The organism is Limnohabitans curvus (assembly GCF_003063475.1).
In the GTDB taxonomy this organism is placed as follows: domain Bacteria; phylum Pseudomonadota; class Gammaproteobacteria; order Burkholderiales; family Burkholderiaceae_C; genus Limnohabitans; species Limnohabitans curvus.
This window is the reverse complement of record NZ_NESP01000001.1, coordinates 2,478,318-2,492,895: the sequence shown is the minus strand read 5'-3', so window position 1 is coordinate 2,492,895 and position 14,578 is coordinate 2,478,318. Positions and strand designations below refer to the sequence as shown.

12 protein-coding genes are annotated in these 14,578 nt (G+C 57.0%); 4 read left to right on the top strand and 8 right to left on the bottom strand.

The window, feature by feature from the left end; all coding sequences use genetic code 11:
• Positions 1 to 81 precede the first annotated feature (81 nt).
• Positions 82 to 903, bottom strand: coding sequence for a 4,5-DOPA-extradiol-dioxygenase (ygiD, locus tag B9Z44_RS12540; protein ID WP_108358928.1), 822 nt, complete (start codon positions 901 to 903; stop codon positions 82 to 84).
• Positions 904 to 1,008: 105 nt separating this feature from the next.
• On the opposite strand from ygiD, the gene B9Z44_RS12535 reads away from it, so the two are divergent.
• From B9Z44_RS12535 to B9Z44_RS12525, 3 genes are read left to right on the top strand one after another with little or no spacing between them, the layout of a single operon-like run.
• Entirely contained in the window at positions 1,009 to 2,406 is a 1,398-nt protein-coding gene (locus B9Z44_RS12535; protein ID WP_108358929.1) for a polyhydroxyalkanoate depolymerase, read from the top strand.
• A complete protein-coding gene (gene rsxB / locus B9Z44_RS12530) occupies positions 2,403 to 3,062 on the top strand; it encodes an electron transport complex subunit RsxB (protein WP_108358930.1) in 660 nt (219 codons plus the stop codon). The genes B9Z44_RS12535 and rsxB overlap by 4 nt, the downstream gene beginning before the upstream one ends.
• Positions 3,063 to 3,115: 53 nt before the next feature.
• On the top strand, positions 3,116 to 4,318 hold the full coding sequence (locus tag B9Z44_RS12525; protein WP_108358931.1) for an MFS transporter: 1,203 nt from the start codon (positions 3,116 to 3,118) through the stop codon (positions 4,316 to 4,318).
• Positions 4,319 to 4,444: 126 nt separating this feature from the next.
• Here B9Z44_RS12525 and B9Z44_RS12520 read toward each other — a convergent pair whose 3' ends face one another.
• The 5 genes from B9Z44_RS12520 to scpA are packed head-to-tail and all read right to left on the bottom strand — an operon-like array spanning position 4,445 to position 11,804.
• Positions 4,445 to 4,936 (bottom strand): VOC family protein, encoded by a 492-nt coding sequence (locus B9Z44_RS12520; RefSeq protein WP_108358932.1) that lies wholly within the window; start codon positions 4,934 to 4,936, stop codon positions 4,445 to 4,447.
• On the bottom strand, positions 4,937 to 6,985 hold the full coding sequence (locus tag B9Z44_RS12515; RefSeq protein ID WP_108402589.1) for an acetyl-CoA carboxylase biotin carboxylase subunit: 2,049 nt from the start codon (positions 6,983 to 6,985) through the stop codon (positions 4,937 to 4,939).
• A gap of 20 nt (positions 6,986 to 7,005) precedes the next feature.
• A complete protein-coding gene (locus B9Z44_RS12510) occupies positions 7,006 to 8,538 on the bottom strand; it encodes an acyl-CoA carboxylase subunit beta (RefSeq protein WP_108402588.1) in 1,533 nt (510 codons plus the stop codon).
• Between the two features lie 27 nt (positions 8,539 to 8,565).
• Positions 8,566 to 9,597 carry a methylmalonyl Co-A mutase-associated GTPase MeaB gene (meaB, locus tag B9Z44_RS12505; RefSeq protein ID WP_108402587.1) on the bottom strand — a complete coding sequence of 344 codons (1,032 nt, stop codon included), beginning with the start codon at positions 9,595 to 9,597 and terminating at the stop codon, positions 8,566 to 8,568.
• Positions 9,594 to 11,804, bottom strand: coding sequence for a methylmalonyl-CoA mutase (scpA, locus tag B9Z44_RS12500; protein WP_108402586.1), 2,211 nt, complete (start codon positions 11,802 to 11,804; stop codon positions 9,594 to 9,596). Before scpA ends, meaB begins: the two co-directional genes overlap by 4 nt.
• A gap of 133 nt (positions 11,805 to 11,937) precedes the next feature.
• Between scpA and B9Z44_RS12495 the strand changes: the two genes are divergently transcribed.
• Positions 11,938 to 12,573 (top strand): GntR family transcriptional regulator, encoded by a 636-nt coding sequence (locus B9Z44_RS12495; RefSeq protein ID WP_108402585.1) that lies wholly within the window; start codon positions 11,938 to 11,940, stop codon positions 12,571 to 12,573.
• 1 nt (position 12,574) lies between these two features.
• Here B9Z44_RS12495 and B9Z44_RS12490 read toward each other — a convergent pair whose 3' ends face one another.
• Positions 12,575 to 13,513: a DMT family transporter gene (locus B9Z44_RS12490; RefSeq protein ID WP_108402584.1), complete on the bottom strand. Its 939-nt coding sequence runs from the start codon at positions 13,511 to 13,513 to the stop codon at positions 12,575 to 12,577.
• Positions 13,503 to 14,525, bottom strand: coding sequence for a tRNA dihydrouridine(20/20a) synthase DusA (dusA, locus tag B9Z44_RS12485; protein ID WP_108402583.1), 1,023 nt, complete (start codon positions 14,523 to 14,525; stop codon positions 13,503 to 13,505). Before dusA ends, B9Z44_RS12490 begins: the two co-directional genes overlap by 11 nt.
• Positions 14,526 to 14,578: the final 53 nt, after the last annotated feature.

The window sequence follows — 14,578 nt, the reverse complement described above, 5'->3', positions numbered from 1 at the left end:
AGGGCCTTCACAGGCCCTTTTTTCATGGTGCCGCGCACCTCAGCGTTTGCGAAGCGCAGCCCACATTCAACTGGACTGAACTCAACCCCAAATCACCGATCGCATGGCGATGGACGCCAGCTGATAGCCCTCGTTGAAGAACTCAACCGGCTCGCCCGCTTCTGCTGCACCTGCAGCGTAGAGCAAAGGCAAAAAATGGTCGTAGCTGGGATGCGACATCTTCGCGGTGTCGCCTTGGGCCTGAAAGTCCACCAAAGCCTCTAAGTGGCCCGAGGTGATTTGCTCAGTCACCCATTGGTCAAACGCAATCGCCCAGTCATAGGCTTGGTTGTCGGCGGCTGAGCGATTCATGGTGCGCAGGTTGTGCACGGTGTTGCCACTGGCCAGGATGAGCACGCCCTGCTCTCGCAAGGCGCGCAGTTGTTGGCCCAGCGCAAAGTGCTCTGCCGGTGGACGGTGGTAATCCATGCTCAGTTGCACCACGGGAATATCCGCCGCAGGAAACATGGGTTTGAGCACGCTCCATGCGCCATGGTCCAAGCCCCACTCGGTCAAATCCACGCCCACAGGCTGACCGCTGTGTGGCTGACGCAATTGCTGCGCAGTTTGTGCCACCCACTCGGGGGCACCGGGTGCCGGGTATTGCTGGTCAAACAGTTCTTGCGGAAAACCACCAAAGTCATGGATCGTTTTGGGCTGGGCCATGCCCGTCATCCACCAGCCAGGTGTGATCCAGTGCGCAGAGATGCACAAAATAAGTTTGGGTTTGGGCCAACGGGAGCCAAACTCGGCCCCCAAAGCTTGCCATGCACGGCGGAAAGGACTGTCCTCAATCACGTTCATGGGACTGCCGTGCCCCACAAAAAGAACGGGCATACGAGAGACTGGTGTGGAAGTGGTCATCAAGGTCTAGGACAAATGGTTGTCAAAAGTAAATTGGGGGACAGACTCCATTTTCAACCCATTAACAGCTGCTATATTGCGCTGCAACATTATTAAGACAAAACCATGCTTTACCAAATCTTCGAAACACAACGTAGCCTGATGGAGCCGTTCGCAGACTTTGCGCAGGCCGCTTCCAAGCTTTATGGTCAAACCAACTCGCCCATGGCCCAGAACCCTATGGCGCAGCGTGTGTCCGCCGGTTATGACTTGCTCTATCGCCTGGGAAAAGACTACGAAAAGCCGCAATTTGGCATCAAATCTGTGCAGGTTGAAGGCATGGACGTGGCCATCCACGAACGCATCGAAATGGACAAGCCTTTCTGTGAGCTGCGCCGTTTCAAACGTTTCACCGACGACGCGGCCACGCTGACCAAACTCAAAGCACAACCTGTGGTGTTGATCGTGGCGCCTTTGTCTGGCCACTACGCCACCTTGTTGCGCGACACCGTGCGCACCATGCTCAAAGACCACAAGGTCTATGTCACCGATTGGAAAAACGCACGCTTGGTACCCCTGAGCGAAGGTGAATTCCACCTCGACGACTATGTGAACTACGTGCAAGAGTTCATCCGTGATTTGCAATCCAAGTACGGCAACTGCCACATCATGAGCGTGTGCCAGCCCACCGTGCCGGTGTTGGCTGCTGTGTCACTGATGGCCAGCCGTGGTGAGAAAACACCCATCACCATGACCATGATGGGTGGCCCGATTGACGCGACCAAATCCCCCACAGCCGTGAACAACTTGGCCATGAACAAGAGCCACAGCTGGTTTGAAAACAACGTGATCTACCGCGTGCCAGACAGCTTTCCAGGTGCAGGCCGCCGTGTGTACCCCGGCTTCTTGCAACACACCGGCTTCGTGGCCATGAACCCCGATCGCCACTTGAAGAGCCATTACGACTACTTCAAAGACTTGATCAAAGGTGACAACTCCAGCGTTGACTCACACCGCGATTTTTATGACGAGTACAACGCCGTGCTCGACATGGACGCTGATTACTACTTGGAAACCATCAACACGGTGTTCCAAGATTTCAAGCTGGTGCGCGGCACATGGGAAATTAAAAATCCACAAGGCAAGCTTGAGTTGGTGCGCCCGCAAGACATTCGCACCACGGCACTGTTGACCGTGGAAGGTGAGTTGGACGACATCTCTGGCTCCGGCCAAACCGAAGCCGCACACAAGCTGTGCAGTGGCATCGTTCGCCAAGAGCATCACCACTTGGAAGCCAAAGGTGCCGGTCACTACGGCATCTTCAGTGGTCGCCGTTGGCGCGAAGTGGTGTACCCACACGTCAAGAGCTTCATCTTGGAGCACAACAAGGGCCAAGGCAAATCGACCGCCAAGCCCAAAGCTAAAGTTGTAGCCAAGAAAGCACCCCCCGTTGCGAAGAAGGCCGCCCCCGTCAAAGCGACGGCCAAGCCTGCAGCTAAAAAAGCCGCTACTGCTAAAAAGTGAGTCTGGTCGAACAGCTCAACAACGCCCTGCCACAAACGCAATGCACGCGCTGTGGCTACCCTGACTGTCAGCGCTACGCCGAGGCGATCGTCCAAGGCGAGGCTGACATCAACCAGTGCCCACCAGGCGGCACCGAAGGCGTTGAACGGCTGGCTGCCCTCACCGGCAAGCCCGCCCTTCCCCTGAATCCAGAAAACGGCTTAGAAGGCCCACGCACCATCGCCATCATTGACGAGGCGTGGTGCATTGGCTGCACGCTGTGCATTGCGGTATGCCCAACCGATGCAATCATCGGCGCCAACAAGCGCATGCACACCGTGGTGGAAAGTTATTGCACGGGCTGCGAGCTCTGCATTCCTGCTTGCCCTGTGGACTGCATCTCACTCGAACCCATCGACATCAACCTCAGCGGTTGGGCCTCATGGCCGCAAGAACTGGCTAACCTCGCGCGTCAGCGCTACGACACACGCCTTGCCCGTTTGAAGCGTGAGGCAGTAGAACATGACGAGCGCTTGCAAGCCAAAGCTGTGAAAAAACTTGCCGACCTGCCCGCACACACCAAAGGGACCGAGCACGCACCCGAGGTCGATCGCAAACGTGCGATCATTGAGGCCGCACTCGCCAAAGCCAAAGCCCGCCAAGCCACCAAAGCTTGACTGACACAGCGGCAAGGGCACCTTCTGCCCTCCCCGCGATACCTGACATTTCAATGCACACCCAACTCACTGCACGCAGAGAACTTCTGCTTCTTTTGTCGCTCGCCGGCATTCAGTTCACACACATCGTGGACTTCATGATCATGATGCCGCTCGGCCCACAGCTGACCAGCTTGTTTGCCATCAGCTTCGCTGAGTTTGGTTTGTTGGTCTCGGCCTACACCGTGGCGGCGGGCCTGTCTGGCTTGTTTGCCACCACTTTCATTGACCGCTTTGACCGCAAGCGTTTGTTGCTCACGCTCTATGTGTTGTTCGCCCTCACCACCGTGGCCTGCGGCATTGCACCCACCTATGGCTGGCTGATGGCCGCACGCATTGCCTCTGGCTTTTTTGGAGGCGTGCTGTCCACCATGACGCAAACCATCATTGGTGATGTGGTGCCGTTCGAGCGTCGTGGTCGCGCCACCGGCATTGTGATGACGTCGTTCTCTGTGGCCACCGTGGCCGGCGTCCCTGCGGGCTTGTTGTTTGCCAACCTCTGGGGCTGGCACACCGCCTTCTTTGGAATTGGTGTGATGTGCATCGCTGTGGGCGTGTTGGCCAACTACAGCGTGCCCAAGTTAGATGCCCATGTGGCCCACGCCAAAGACAAACATGTGTTGCACGCCATGGGCCAAGTGCTGAGCGAGCCCAACCAACGCATGGCCTTGCTGTTATCAGCCACCATGATGTTTGCCGCCTTCACCATCATTCCGTACATCACGCTGTATTTGCAAAACAACCAGGTGATGGCCCCCAACGAAATTCCGTGGCTGTACTTTTGTGGCGGCGTGGTCACCCTATTCAGCGGCCGCTGGGTGGGCGGCGTCACAGACCGCTTGGGCAAGCGTGAAACGTTTCAACGCGCAGTGCTGTTCTCGATCATTCCGATGTTTGCCATCACGCTGATCGAGCCTGTGCCGCTGTATGTGGTGTTGCTGGTCACCAGCACTTTGTTCTTTGCCATGAACGCACGCATGATTCCGGGCATGGCTTTGCTCACCTCGGCAGCCAATCCTAAATTTCGTGGCACCTTCATGTCACTCAACGGTGCGGTGCAATCGTTCGCCATGGGTGTAGCGGCCTGGGTTGGCGGCATGCTGCTGCAGAACGAACCGAGCGGACAAGTCACGCACTATTGGCTGTGTGCCGTCGTGGCAACCTGCGCGTCTTTGCTGGCGTATGTGTTGGCCAAGCGGGTATCTATGCACGAATAATTCAACTAGATTGATAGCAAGTGACATAAAAAAGCCGTGACAACGTCACGGCTTTTTTTGTTAGTACATCGCAAGTGCATGCCAAGCTAGGAAAGCAGCGCTATCACCATAAGCGTATGCCTCGCGTTACGCGTGCGAAGCTGCCAAGGCCGCGAAAGCCTTCACCACTTCAGGCGGGGCTTGCACCAACTCAATCAACACACCTTCGCCACCGATGGGGAACTCGTCATTCGCCTTGGGGTGCATGAAGGTGATATCAAAGCCAGCAGCGCCCTTGCGGATGCCGCCCGGCGCAAAGCGCACGCCTTGTGCCGTGAGCCACTCCACAGCCACGGGCAGGTCATCGATCCACAAACCGATGTGGTTCAACGGCGTGGCGTGAACCGCAGGCTTTTTCTCGATGTCCATGGGTTGCATCAAATCGACTTCGACCTTGAAGGGGCCAACGCCAATCGCGCAAATGTCTTCGTCCACGTTCTCGCGTTCGCTCTGAAACGTGCCCGTGACTTCGAGGCCAAACATGTCAACCCAAAGCTTCTTCAAACGGCCCTTGTCAGGGCCGCCGATGGCGATTTGTTGAATGCCGAGTACTTTGAATGGGCGGCTTGCGGCGCTCATTTATTCGAACTCCACAATCATTTGGTCAACCGTGAGTGACTCGCCTTTGGCGGCCACCACTTGTTTGACCACGCCGTCTTGCGCAGCGAACAATACGTTTTCCATCTTCATGGCTTCGATCACAGCCACGCGCTCACCCGCTTGCACTTTTTGGCCAGGTGTCACGGACACTTCGACCAACAAGCCCGGCATGGGCGACAACACATAGCGGCTCAAATCAGGTGGTGCTTTGAATGGCATCAACTTGTGCAACTCGGCCATGCGTGGAGACATCACCAAAGCTTCAATGCGGGTGCCGTTGTGTTGCACTTGCAAAGCCAATGGATTCTTCAAGGTGCCGCGTTCGATTTGTGCCGTGAACGGTTTGCCGTTGCAAGTGCCTTCGATGCGGATGTCGTTCAAGCGTGACTTGCTTTCAATCGCGTAGGTTTTGCCACCGATGGTGATTTGCGCCACACCCGGCTTGCCCACGAACTCGTCCACGTGCACTTGCACGTAACGGTTGTCACCGCCTTGGCCCAACTCAACCACAGCGTAGTCTTGACCAATCTGCACGTCGTAGCCAGGCAACTGGCCGCTCAGATTGGCAGCGCGTTGGCGTGACTTGCGACGCACGAATGCAGCCAAAGCAGCCAAAAAGTCGTGGTCGTCATGCGGCACGTCTTCGGCGCGGAAACCTTTGCTGTATTGCTCAGCAATGAAGCCCGTGTTGAAGTCGCCCGACACAAACTTGGGATGCGCCAACAAAGCGGCTTGGAACGGGATGTTCGAGCTGATGCCGCGAATCACAAAACCGTTCAAGGCTTCGCGCATTTTGGCAATCGCGTCGTTGCGGTCTTTGCCGTGCACGATGAGCTTGGCGATCATCGAGTCATAGAACATCGGAATTTCACCGCCATCTTGCACACCCGTGTCTACACGCACACCAAGCAAGTCAGCCGTATTACCTTGGAACATGGTTTGTTTGGGCGTTTGGAAACGCACCAAGCGGCCTGTCGATGGCAAGAAATTGCGGAACGGGTCTTCGGCGTTGATACGACATTCAATGGACCAGCCATTGCGTTGCACATCTTTTTGCGCGATTGGCAATTTCTCACCAGCTGCCACGCGAATCATCATCTCGACCAAATCGAGGCCCGTGATGGCTTCGGTCACGGGATGCTCCACCTGCAAACGGGTGTTCATCTCGAGGAAGTAGAAGTCTTGGTCTTTGCCGACCACGAATTCGACCGTACCGGCAGATTGGTACTTCACAGCTTTGGCCAAGGCCACGGCTTGTTCGCCCATGGCTTTGCGGGTGGCTTCGCTGATGAACGGCGATGGCGCCTCTTCAATCACTTTTTGGTGACGGCGTTGGATCGAGCACTCGCGCTCGTTCAAATACACCACGTTGCCATGGCTGTCACCCAACACTTGAATCTCAATGTGACGAGGCTCGAGCACGTATTTTTCGATGAACACGCGGTCATCGCCAAAACTGTTGCGTGCTTCATTGCGGCAAGACGTGAAACCTTCAAGCGCTTCTTTGTCGTTGAAGGCCACACGCAAGCCCTTGCCACCGCCGCCGGCCGAGGCCTTGATCATCACGGGGTAACCAATGCCTTTGGCAATCTCGACCGCTTGTTCGGCGGTGTCGATGGCATCGTTGTAGCCAGGAATACAGCTCACGCCAGCAGCACCAGCTAACTTTTTAGATTCGATCTTGTCGCCCATGGCGGCGATCGAGAAGTGGCGTGGGCCGATGAAGGCGATGCCTTCGTCTTCGCAGCGCTTGGAGAACTCGGCGTTCTCGCTCAAGAAGCCGTAGCCGGGGTGAATCGCTTGCGCGCCGGTGGCTTTGGCGGCAGCGATGATTTTGTCGGCCACCAGGTACGACTCACGCGAAGCTGCAGGGCCAATCAACACGGCTTCGTCGGCCAGCATCACATGGCGTGCTTCTTTGTCGGCTTCAGAATAAACGGCCACGGTTTTGATGCCCATCTTTTGGGCAGTGGCGATGACGCGGCAGGCAATTTCGCCACGGTTGGCAATCAGGATTTTGGTAAACATGTTCTTCTTCTCCTTCGGGCTTAAAGCGGAATGTTCCCGTGCTTGCGCCATGGGTTTTCAATCTTCTTGTCTTTGAGCATGACCAGCGAGCGGCAGATGCGCTTGCGTGTCTCGTGCGGCTGGATCACGTCGTCGATGAAGCCGCGTGCGCCGGCCACAAACGGGTTGGCAAAACGGGCTTTGTATTCGGCTTCTTTGGCCGCCAGTTTTTCGGGGTCGCCCTTGTCTTCGCGGAAGATGATTTCCACCGCACCCTTGGCACCCATGACCGCGATCTCGGCGTTGGGCCAGGCAAAGTTCACGTCGCCGCGCAAGTGCTTGGAAGCCATCACGTCGTACGCGCCGCCGTAGGCCTTGCGGGTGATGACGGTGATTTTTGGCACTGTGCACTCAGCGTACGCGTACAGCAACTTGGCGCCGTGCTTGATAATGCCGCCGTACTCTTGTGAGGTGCCGGGCATGAAGCCGGGCACGTCCACAAACGTCACCACAGGGATATTGAACGCATCGCAAAAGCGCACAAAGCGGGCGGCCTTGATGGAGCTCTTGATGTCCAGGCATCCGGCCAGCACCAAAGGCTGGTTGGCCACGATGCCCACGGTCTGGCCTTCCATGCGGGCAAAGCCGATCAGGATGTTCTTGGCGTAGTCGGGTTGCAGCTCAAAAAAGTCGCCATCGTCCACGGTTTTGACGATGAGTTCCTTCATGTCATACGCTTTGTTGGGGTTCTCGGGCACCAAGGTGTCGAGGCTCATGTCCAAGCGGCCGGAGGGGTCACCACTCGCACGCACGGGTGCTTTTTCGCGGTTGTTCAGGGGCAGGTAGTTGTAGAGGCGACGCAACATCAACAAAGCTTCGACGTCGTTCTCAAAGGCCATGTCGGCCACACCACTCTTGGTGGTGTGGGTCAACGCGCCGCCGAGTTCTTCAGCCGTCACTTCTTCGTGGGTCACGGTTTTGACCACTTCGGGGCCGGTCACGAACATGTAAGACGTGTCTTTGACCATGAAGATGAAGTCAGTCAGCGCGGGCGAATAAACCGCGCCACCAGCCGATGGGCCCATGATCATGCTGATCTGGGGAACCACACCGCTGGCCATCACGTTGCGCTGGAACACTTCGGCGTAACCGCCGAGTGACGCCACGCCTTCTTGAATACGGGCACCGCCCGAGTCGTTCAAACCGATCACGGGAGCGCCGACTTTCATGGCTTGGTCCATGATTTTGCAAATCTTCTCGGCGTGTGTTTCAGACAAAGCGCCACCGTACACGGTGAAGTCCTGGCTGAACACAAACACCAAACGGCCGTTGATCATGCCGTAGCCGGTGACCACGCCGTCGCCAGGAATTTTGTTGTCTTCCATGCCGAAGTCGGTGCAACGGTGTTCGACGAACATGTCCCACTCTTCGAAGGTGCCTTCGTCGAGCAAGACTTCGATGCGCTCGCGGGCCGTGAGCTTGCCTTTGGCGTGCTGCGCATCAATGCGCTTTTGCCCGCCGCCCAAGCGGGCCGCAGCGCGCTTTTTTTCCAGTTGTTCAATGATGTCTTGCATGGTGGCTCTCTTTTCTCCAGGAAGATTTCAAATTAACCCAGCGCTTTGACTTTTCGTTTCATAAGCGCCGAGCAGTTGACGGGCAGCCGTCGACGCGGCCAATTGGCCCGTAGCGACTTGCTGGCTGAGTTGGGGCAGCAGCGTTTGCACACGCGGCTGCGCCCGGAAGTTTTGTTTCAGACCGGCGTCGATGCGCTCCCACATCCACGACAAGGCTTGGTGTTGGCGGCGCTCTGCAAAGCGGCCGTTCTGGGTTTGCAAGGCTTTGAACTCGCACACGGCGGCCCAAAACGCATCCACCCCTTGGTTCAGCAAAGCGCTGAGCTGCACCACTTTCGGGTGCCACACCTCGGTGTTGCGGTGCGCATGGCCAGCGCCACCGTGCATGCCCAGCAATTGCAAGGCACTGGTGATTTGCAGTTGCGCGCGCGTGGCTGCGGTGGCGTCGATGTCGGCTTTGTTGATGACCACCAAATCGGCAATCTCCATCACGCCTTTTTTGATGGCTTGCAAGTCGTCGCCCGCATTGGGCAATTGCAACAACACAAACATGTCGGTCATGTTGGCCACAGCGGTTTCACTTTGGCCCACGCCCACAGTTTCGACAATGACCACGTCGTAACCAGCGGCTTCGCAGACCAGCATGGACTCACGCGTTTTTTCGGCCACACCACCCAGAGTGCCACTCGATGGACTGGGGCGAATGTAGGCTTGGTCGTGCACGCTTAAAAACTCCATGCGGGTTTTGTCACCCAAGATGGAGCCGCCAGACACGGTCGAAGACGGGTCAATGGTCAGCACCGCCACACGATGGCCCTGAGCAATCAAGTAAAGGCCGAGCGCCTCAATGAAGGTGGACTTGCCCACGCCCGGCACACCACTGATGCCCAATCGAAACGACTTGCCCGTGTGCGGCAGCATGGCCGTGAGCAAGTCATCGGCCAAGGCTCGGTGATCGGTGCGGGTCGATTCTAAAAGCGTGATGGCTTTGGCCATGGCACGCCGCTGCGCGGCAGCGTTGCCGCGCAGCAAACCGTCGAGCAACTGCTCAGGTGTCACCCGATGGCCTTTTTGATTTGTTCCAAAACGTCTTTGGCGCTGACGGGAATGGGGGTGCCTGGGCCGTAAATGCCTTTGACGCCCGCTTCGTACAAGAAGTCGTAGTCTTGGCGTGGAATCACGCCGCCCACGAACACGATGATGTCGTCCGCGCCCTGCTTCTTCAGCTCGGCAATGATGGCGGGCACCAAGGTTTTGTGGCCCGCTGCGAGGGTGGACACACCCACGGCGTGCACGTCGTTTTCAATCGCTTGGCGAGCGCACTCTTCTGGCGTTTGGAACAAGGGGCCCATGTCCACGTCGTAGCCGAGGTCAGCAAACGCGGTGGCCACCACTTTGGCGCCACGGTCGTGACCGTCTTGGCCCAGCTTAGAAATCATCACGCGAGGACGGCGGCCTTCTTTGTCAGCGAATGCGGCGATGTCGGCTTTGAGCTGGTTCCAATATTCCATGGTGTCTCCCACGTTTTCGCCATCGTCGTACGCAGCCGCGTACACGCCGGTGACCTTTTGCGTGTCAGCGCGGTGACGACCAAATACTTTTTCAAGCGCATCGCTCACCTCGCCCACTGTGGCGCGCAGGCGAATGGCCTTGATGGACAAATCGAGCAAGTTGCCTTCGCCGCTTTCGGCAGAGGCAGTCAACGCGTCCAACGCTGCTTGCACTTTCGCTGAGTCGCGTGTAGCTTTGATTTTTTGCAAACGTTCAATCTGACCGTCGCGCACACGCACGTTGTCGATGGACAAGGTTTCGATCGGGTCTTCTTTGGCGAGCTTGTATTTGTTCACGCCCACGATGACGTCTTTACCAGAGTCGATGCGCGCTTGCTTTTCAGCAGCAGCCGCTTCGATCTTGAGCTTGGCCCAGCCGCTGTCAACGGCTTTGGTCATGCCGCCCATGGTTTCGACTTCTTCGATGATGGCCCACGCTTTGTCGGCCATCTCTTGAGTGAGCGATTCCATCATGTACGAGCCAGCCCATGGGTCGATCACGTTGGTGATGTGGGTCTCTTCTTGAATGATGAGCTGTGTGTTGCGGGCAATGCGCGAGGAAAACTCAGTCGGCAAAGCAATCGCTTCGTCAAACGAGTTGGTGTGCAGCGACTGCGTGCCACCAAACACCGCAGCCATGGCTTCGATGGTGGTGCGCACCACGTTGTTGTAAGGGTCTTGCTCGGTGAGTGACCAGCCAGAAGTTTGGCTGTGCGTGCGCAGCATCAAGCTCTTGGGGTTCTTGGCGTCAAAACCCTTCATGATGCGGCACCACAGCAAACGGGCGGCGCGCATTTTGGCGATTTCCAAATAGAAGTTCATGCCCACCGCCCAGAAGAACGACAAGCGGCCAGCGAAGGCATCCACGTCCAAACCGGAGGCAATGGCCGTCTTCACATACTCTTTGCCGTCGGCCAAGGTGAAGGCCAATTCCAAGGCTTGGTTGGCACCCGCCTCTTGCATGTGGTAACCCGAAATCGAGATCGAGTTGAACTTGGGCATGTGCTTGGCGGTGTAGCCAATGATGTCGCCAATGATCTTCATCGACGGCTCGGGCGGGTAGATGTAGGTGTTGCGCACCATGAACTCTTTCAGAATGTCATTCTGAATCGTGCCGCTCAGCAACTCTTGGCTCACACCCTGCTCTTCGGCGGCCACCACGTAGCCAGCCAACACGGGTAGCACCGCGCCGTTCATGGTCATGGAGACCGACACTTTGTCCAACGGAATTTCGTTGAACAAAATCTTCATGTCTTCCACCGAGTCAATCGCTACACCGGCCTTGCCCACGTCGCCTGTCACACGGGGGTGGTCTGAGTCATAGCCACGGTGGGTGGCCAAGTCAAACGCGACCGACACGCCTTGACCACCGGCGGCCAAAGCCTTGCGGTAGAACGCGTTGGATTCTTCAGCGGTCGAGAAGCCTGCGTATTGGCGAATCGTCCAAGGGCGGACCGAATACATAGTGGCTTGTGGGCCACGCAAGTACGGCTCAAAGCCAGGCAAGGTGTTGGCGTAGGGAAGGTTTTGGGTATCTTCGGCGGTGTACAGCGGTTTGACGCTGATCCCGTCCAAGGTCTTCCAATTCAAGGCGCTGACGTCGCCACCAGGGGCTGATTTAGCCGCGGCACGCAGCCACGATTCGTGGCTGCTTTCAGAAAATTTTGGCCATGCTTCTGCGTTGGCACTTTTGAATTCGGTCGGCTTTTGGCTCATGGCAAATCACTCGTGAAAGGTGTTTTCAGCTATCAAACAAACCCAAGGTTAACCCCATGGGCTATGTGCTTTAGGCATCATATCATTCATAATTATTGATGCAAAATCTTATTTAGTCTTACAATTCAAGCCCATGTCCGCCGTCACCCTCACGCCTCGCGCCCTGTATGAAGAAGTAGCCGAACTGCTTCGTCAGCGCATTTTTGCGAGCGAGTTAGAGCCAGGAAGCTGGATTGACGAGATGCGCTTGGCCGAGGAATACGGCATCAGCCGCACCCCCATGCGCGAAGCCCTCAAGGTGCTCGCCGCCGAAGGCTTGGTCACCATGAAGGTGCGCCGCGGTGCCTACGTGACCGAGGTGAATGAAAAAGATCAACGCGATGTGTACCACCTGCTCTCTTTACTAGAGTCAGATGCCGCAGGCGTGGTGGCCAAGGATGCAACGCCTGAACAACTGCAAGATTTGCAAGCCCTGCACGCCGAATTGACCGCCGCCGTGGCTGACCGCGAAAAGTTCTTTGAAATCAACGAACGCTTTCACATGCGATTGCTGGAAATTGCCAACAACCGTTGGCGTGACCAAATGGTGGCTGACTTGCGCAAGGTGATGAAGCTCAACCGCCACAACTCACTGCTCAAGACTGGCCGTTTGGAAGAGTCGTTGAAAGAGCACCAAGCCATCATGGATGCGCTGATGGCGCGCAATGTGGCCATGAGTGTGCAGTGCATGAACGCGCACTTTGCCAACGGCTTGGAAGCCGCGAGCTAACTCAGCCTTCGCGGCCGTCTTGGCGACTTAAGACGCCCTGCACGGCCATGACCAAAGCCACGCCAGACAAAATCAACACACCGCCAGTCAAGTGGTGTAACCCCAAAGGCTCGTCAAGCACCAGCCAGGCCACCGCAGCGGTATAAAGCGGTCCAAGGTACAAGGTCATTGCCACACGACTGGCACCCAAAATCTTTTGTGTCCAGCCATAAATCCAATAAGCGCCCACACCAGGGAACAAAGCGGTGGCGACCATCATCCACAAGGCATGTGCACCAACTTCTGGTGTACTGGCTTGATATAGCTCCCACACCGCAAACGGCAACAACACCGCCACACCGCCTATACAAGCAGCTGCCAACTGGGCCGTTGAACCCAGCGGACTAGGCCAGCGTTTTTGCAACAACGCATAGGCCGCCCATGACACAGAAGTAGCCACGATCCACAAATCGCCAGGCACTAAGTGCACGTTCGACAAATGCACCCACTCACCTTTCACCACCACATGCACCACACCCGTCATGGCCAGAATGACACCGAGGATTTGACGCTTAGAAAATCGCTCACCCAACCAAATCACAGAACCCAACGCGATCAACACTGGCGAAGATGCATAAATGAGCGAAATATTCATCCCCACCGTGCTCTCACCCGCCAGGTACACCCAAGCCCCGCAAATCCACATGCCGCACCCGCCCAAGGTCACATAGCGCCAGCGGTGTTGCCAAACATAAGCACGCTGCGCCCACAGCTCACGGTAACTGAACGCCGCCAAGATGGCGCCAGCAATTCCCCAACGGCCCAAAGCCAACACATGGGCTGACACGACACCCGGCGCCTGTCGCGCCACCACGATGTTGACCGTCCACAGCAAAGGAATGAGCCAAATCAACGCCACCGCCCAACGGCGCATGCGCACCGTGCCCAACTCAGACGGCATCGTGTGGCATCTCGTTGGGCTTTTCTGCGCCGCGGGCCAGGGCCTCACGTGCAATATTCAACACGTCGCGCGGCGGCAAAGGTTTGAGCTTGTGGTTGCTCCACACCTGACGCCATAAACGCGCACCACGTTGACCGTGGTACAGGCCTAGCATGTGGCGGGCAATGGGATACCAAGGGCAACCGTCTTCGGCGTTGGCCCGCTCCATGTAGGCGACCATGGCCTCCTCTACCGCTTCGCGGGTGGGGGTGTCATGAGGATCGCTGTAAAACTCGGCATCCCATGTGGTCAGAAGCCAAGGGTTGTAATACGCCTCACGCCCCAACATCACGCCATCCACATGCCGCAAGTGCTCGGTCATTTGGGCATTGGTGGTGATGCCGCCGTTGATCGCAATGACCAAATTCGGAAAGTCTTTTTTCAGCTGATAGCCCAGCTCGTAGCGCAGGGGTGGAATTTCCCGGTTTTCTTTGGGGCTTAAACCATCGAGCCACGCGTTGCGCGCATGCACGATGAACACCTTGCAACCGGCATCACTGACCGTGCCCACAAAGTCGCGCACAAAGTCGTAGCTTTCAATGCGATCAATGCCAATGCGGTGCTTGACGGTCACGGGCACGCTCACCACATCCATCATGGCCTTCACACCGTCGGCCACGGTGTGTGGTTCGTTCATCAAGCACGCACCAAATGCGCCGCGCTGCACCCGGTCAGACGGGCAGCCGCAGTTGAGGTTGATTTCGTCGTAGCCCCACTGCTCGCCCAGCTTGGCGCCGTGCGCCAAATCAGCCGCGTCGCTGCCGCCGAGCTGCAAAGCCATGGGATGCTCTTCGGTATTGAAACGCAAATGTCGCTGCGTGTCTCCGTGACGCAGCGCGCCGGTGGTGACCATTTCTGTGTAGAGCAAGGTGTTGCGGCTGAGCAAGCGGTGAAAGTAACGGCAGTGGCGATCCGTCCAATCCATCATGGGGGCAACCGAGGTGCGCCAAAACGCGGCATCAGGAAAATTCATGCCGCAATTATCCCGCGCCGCCGCAGCCAGATTGGGCACAATGGCGATGTACC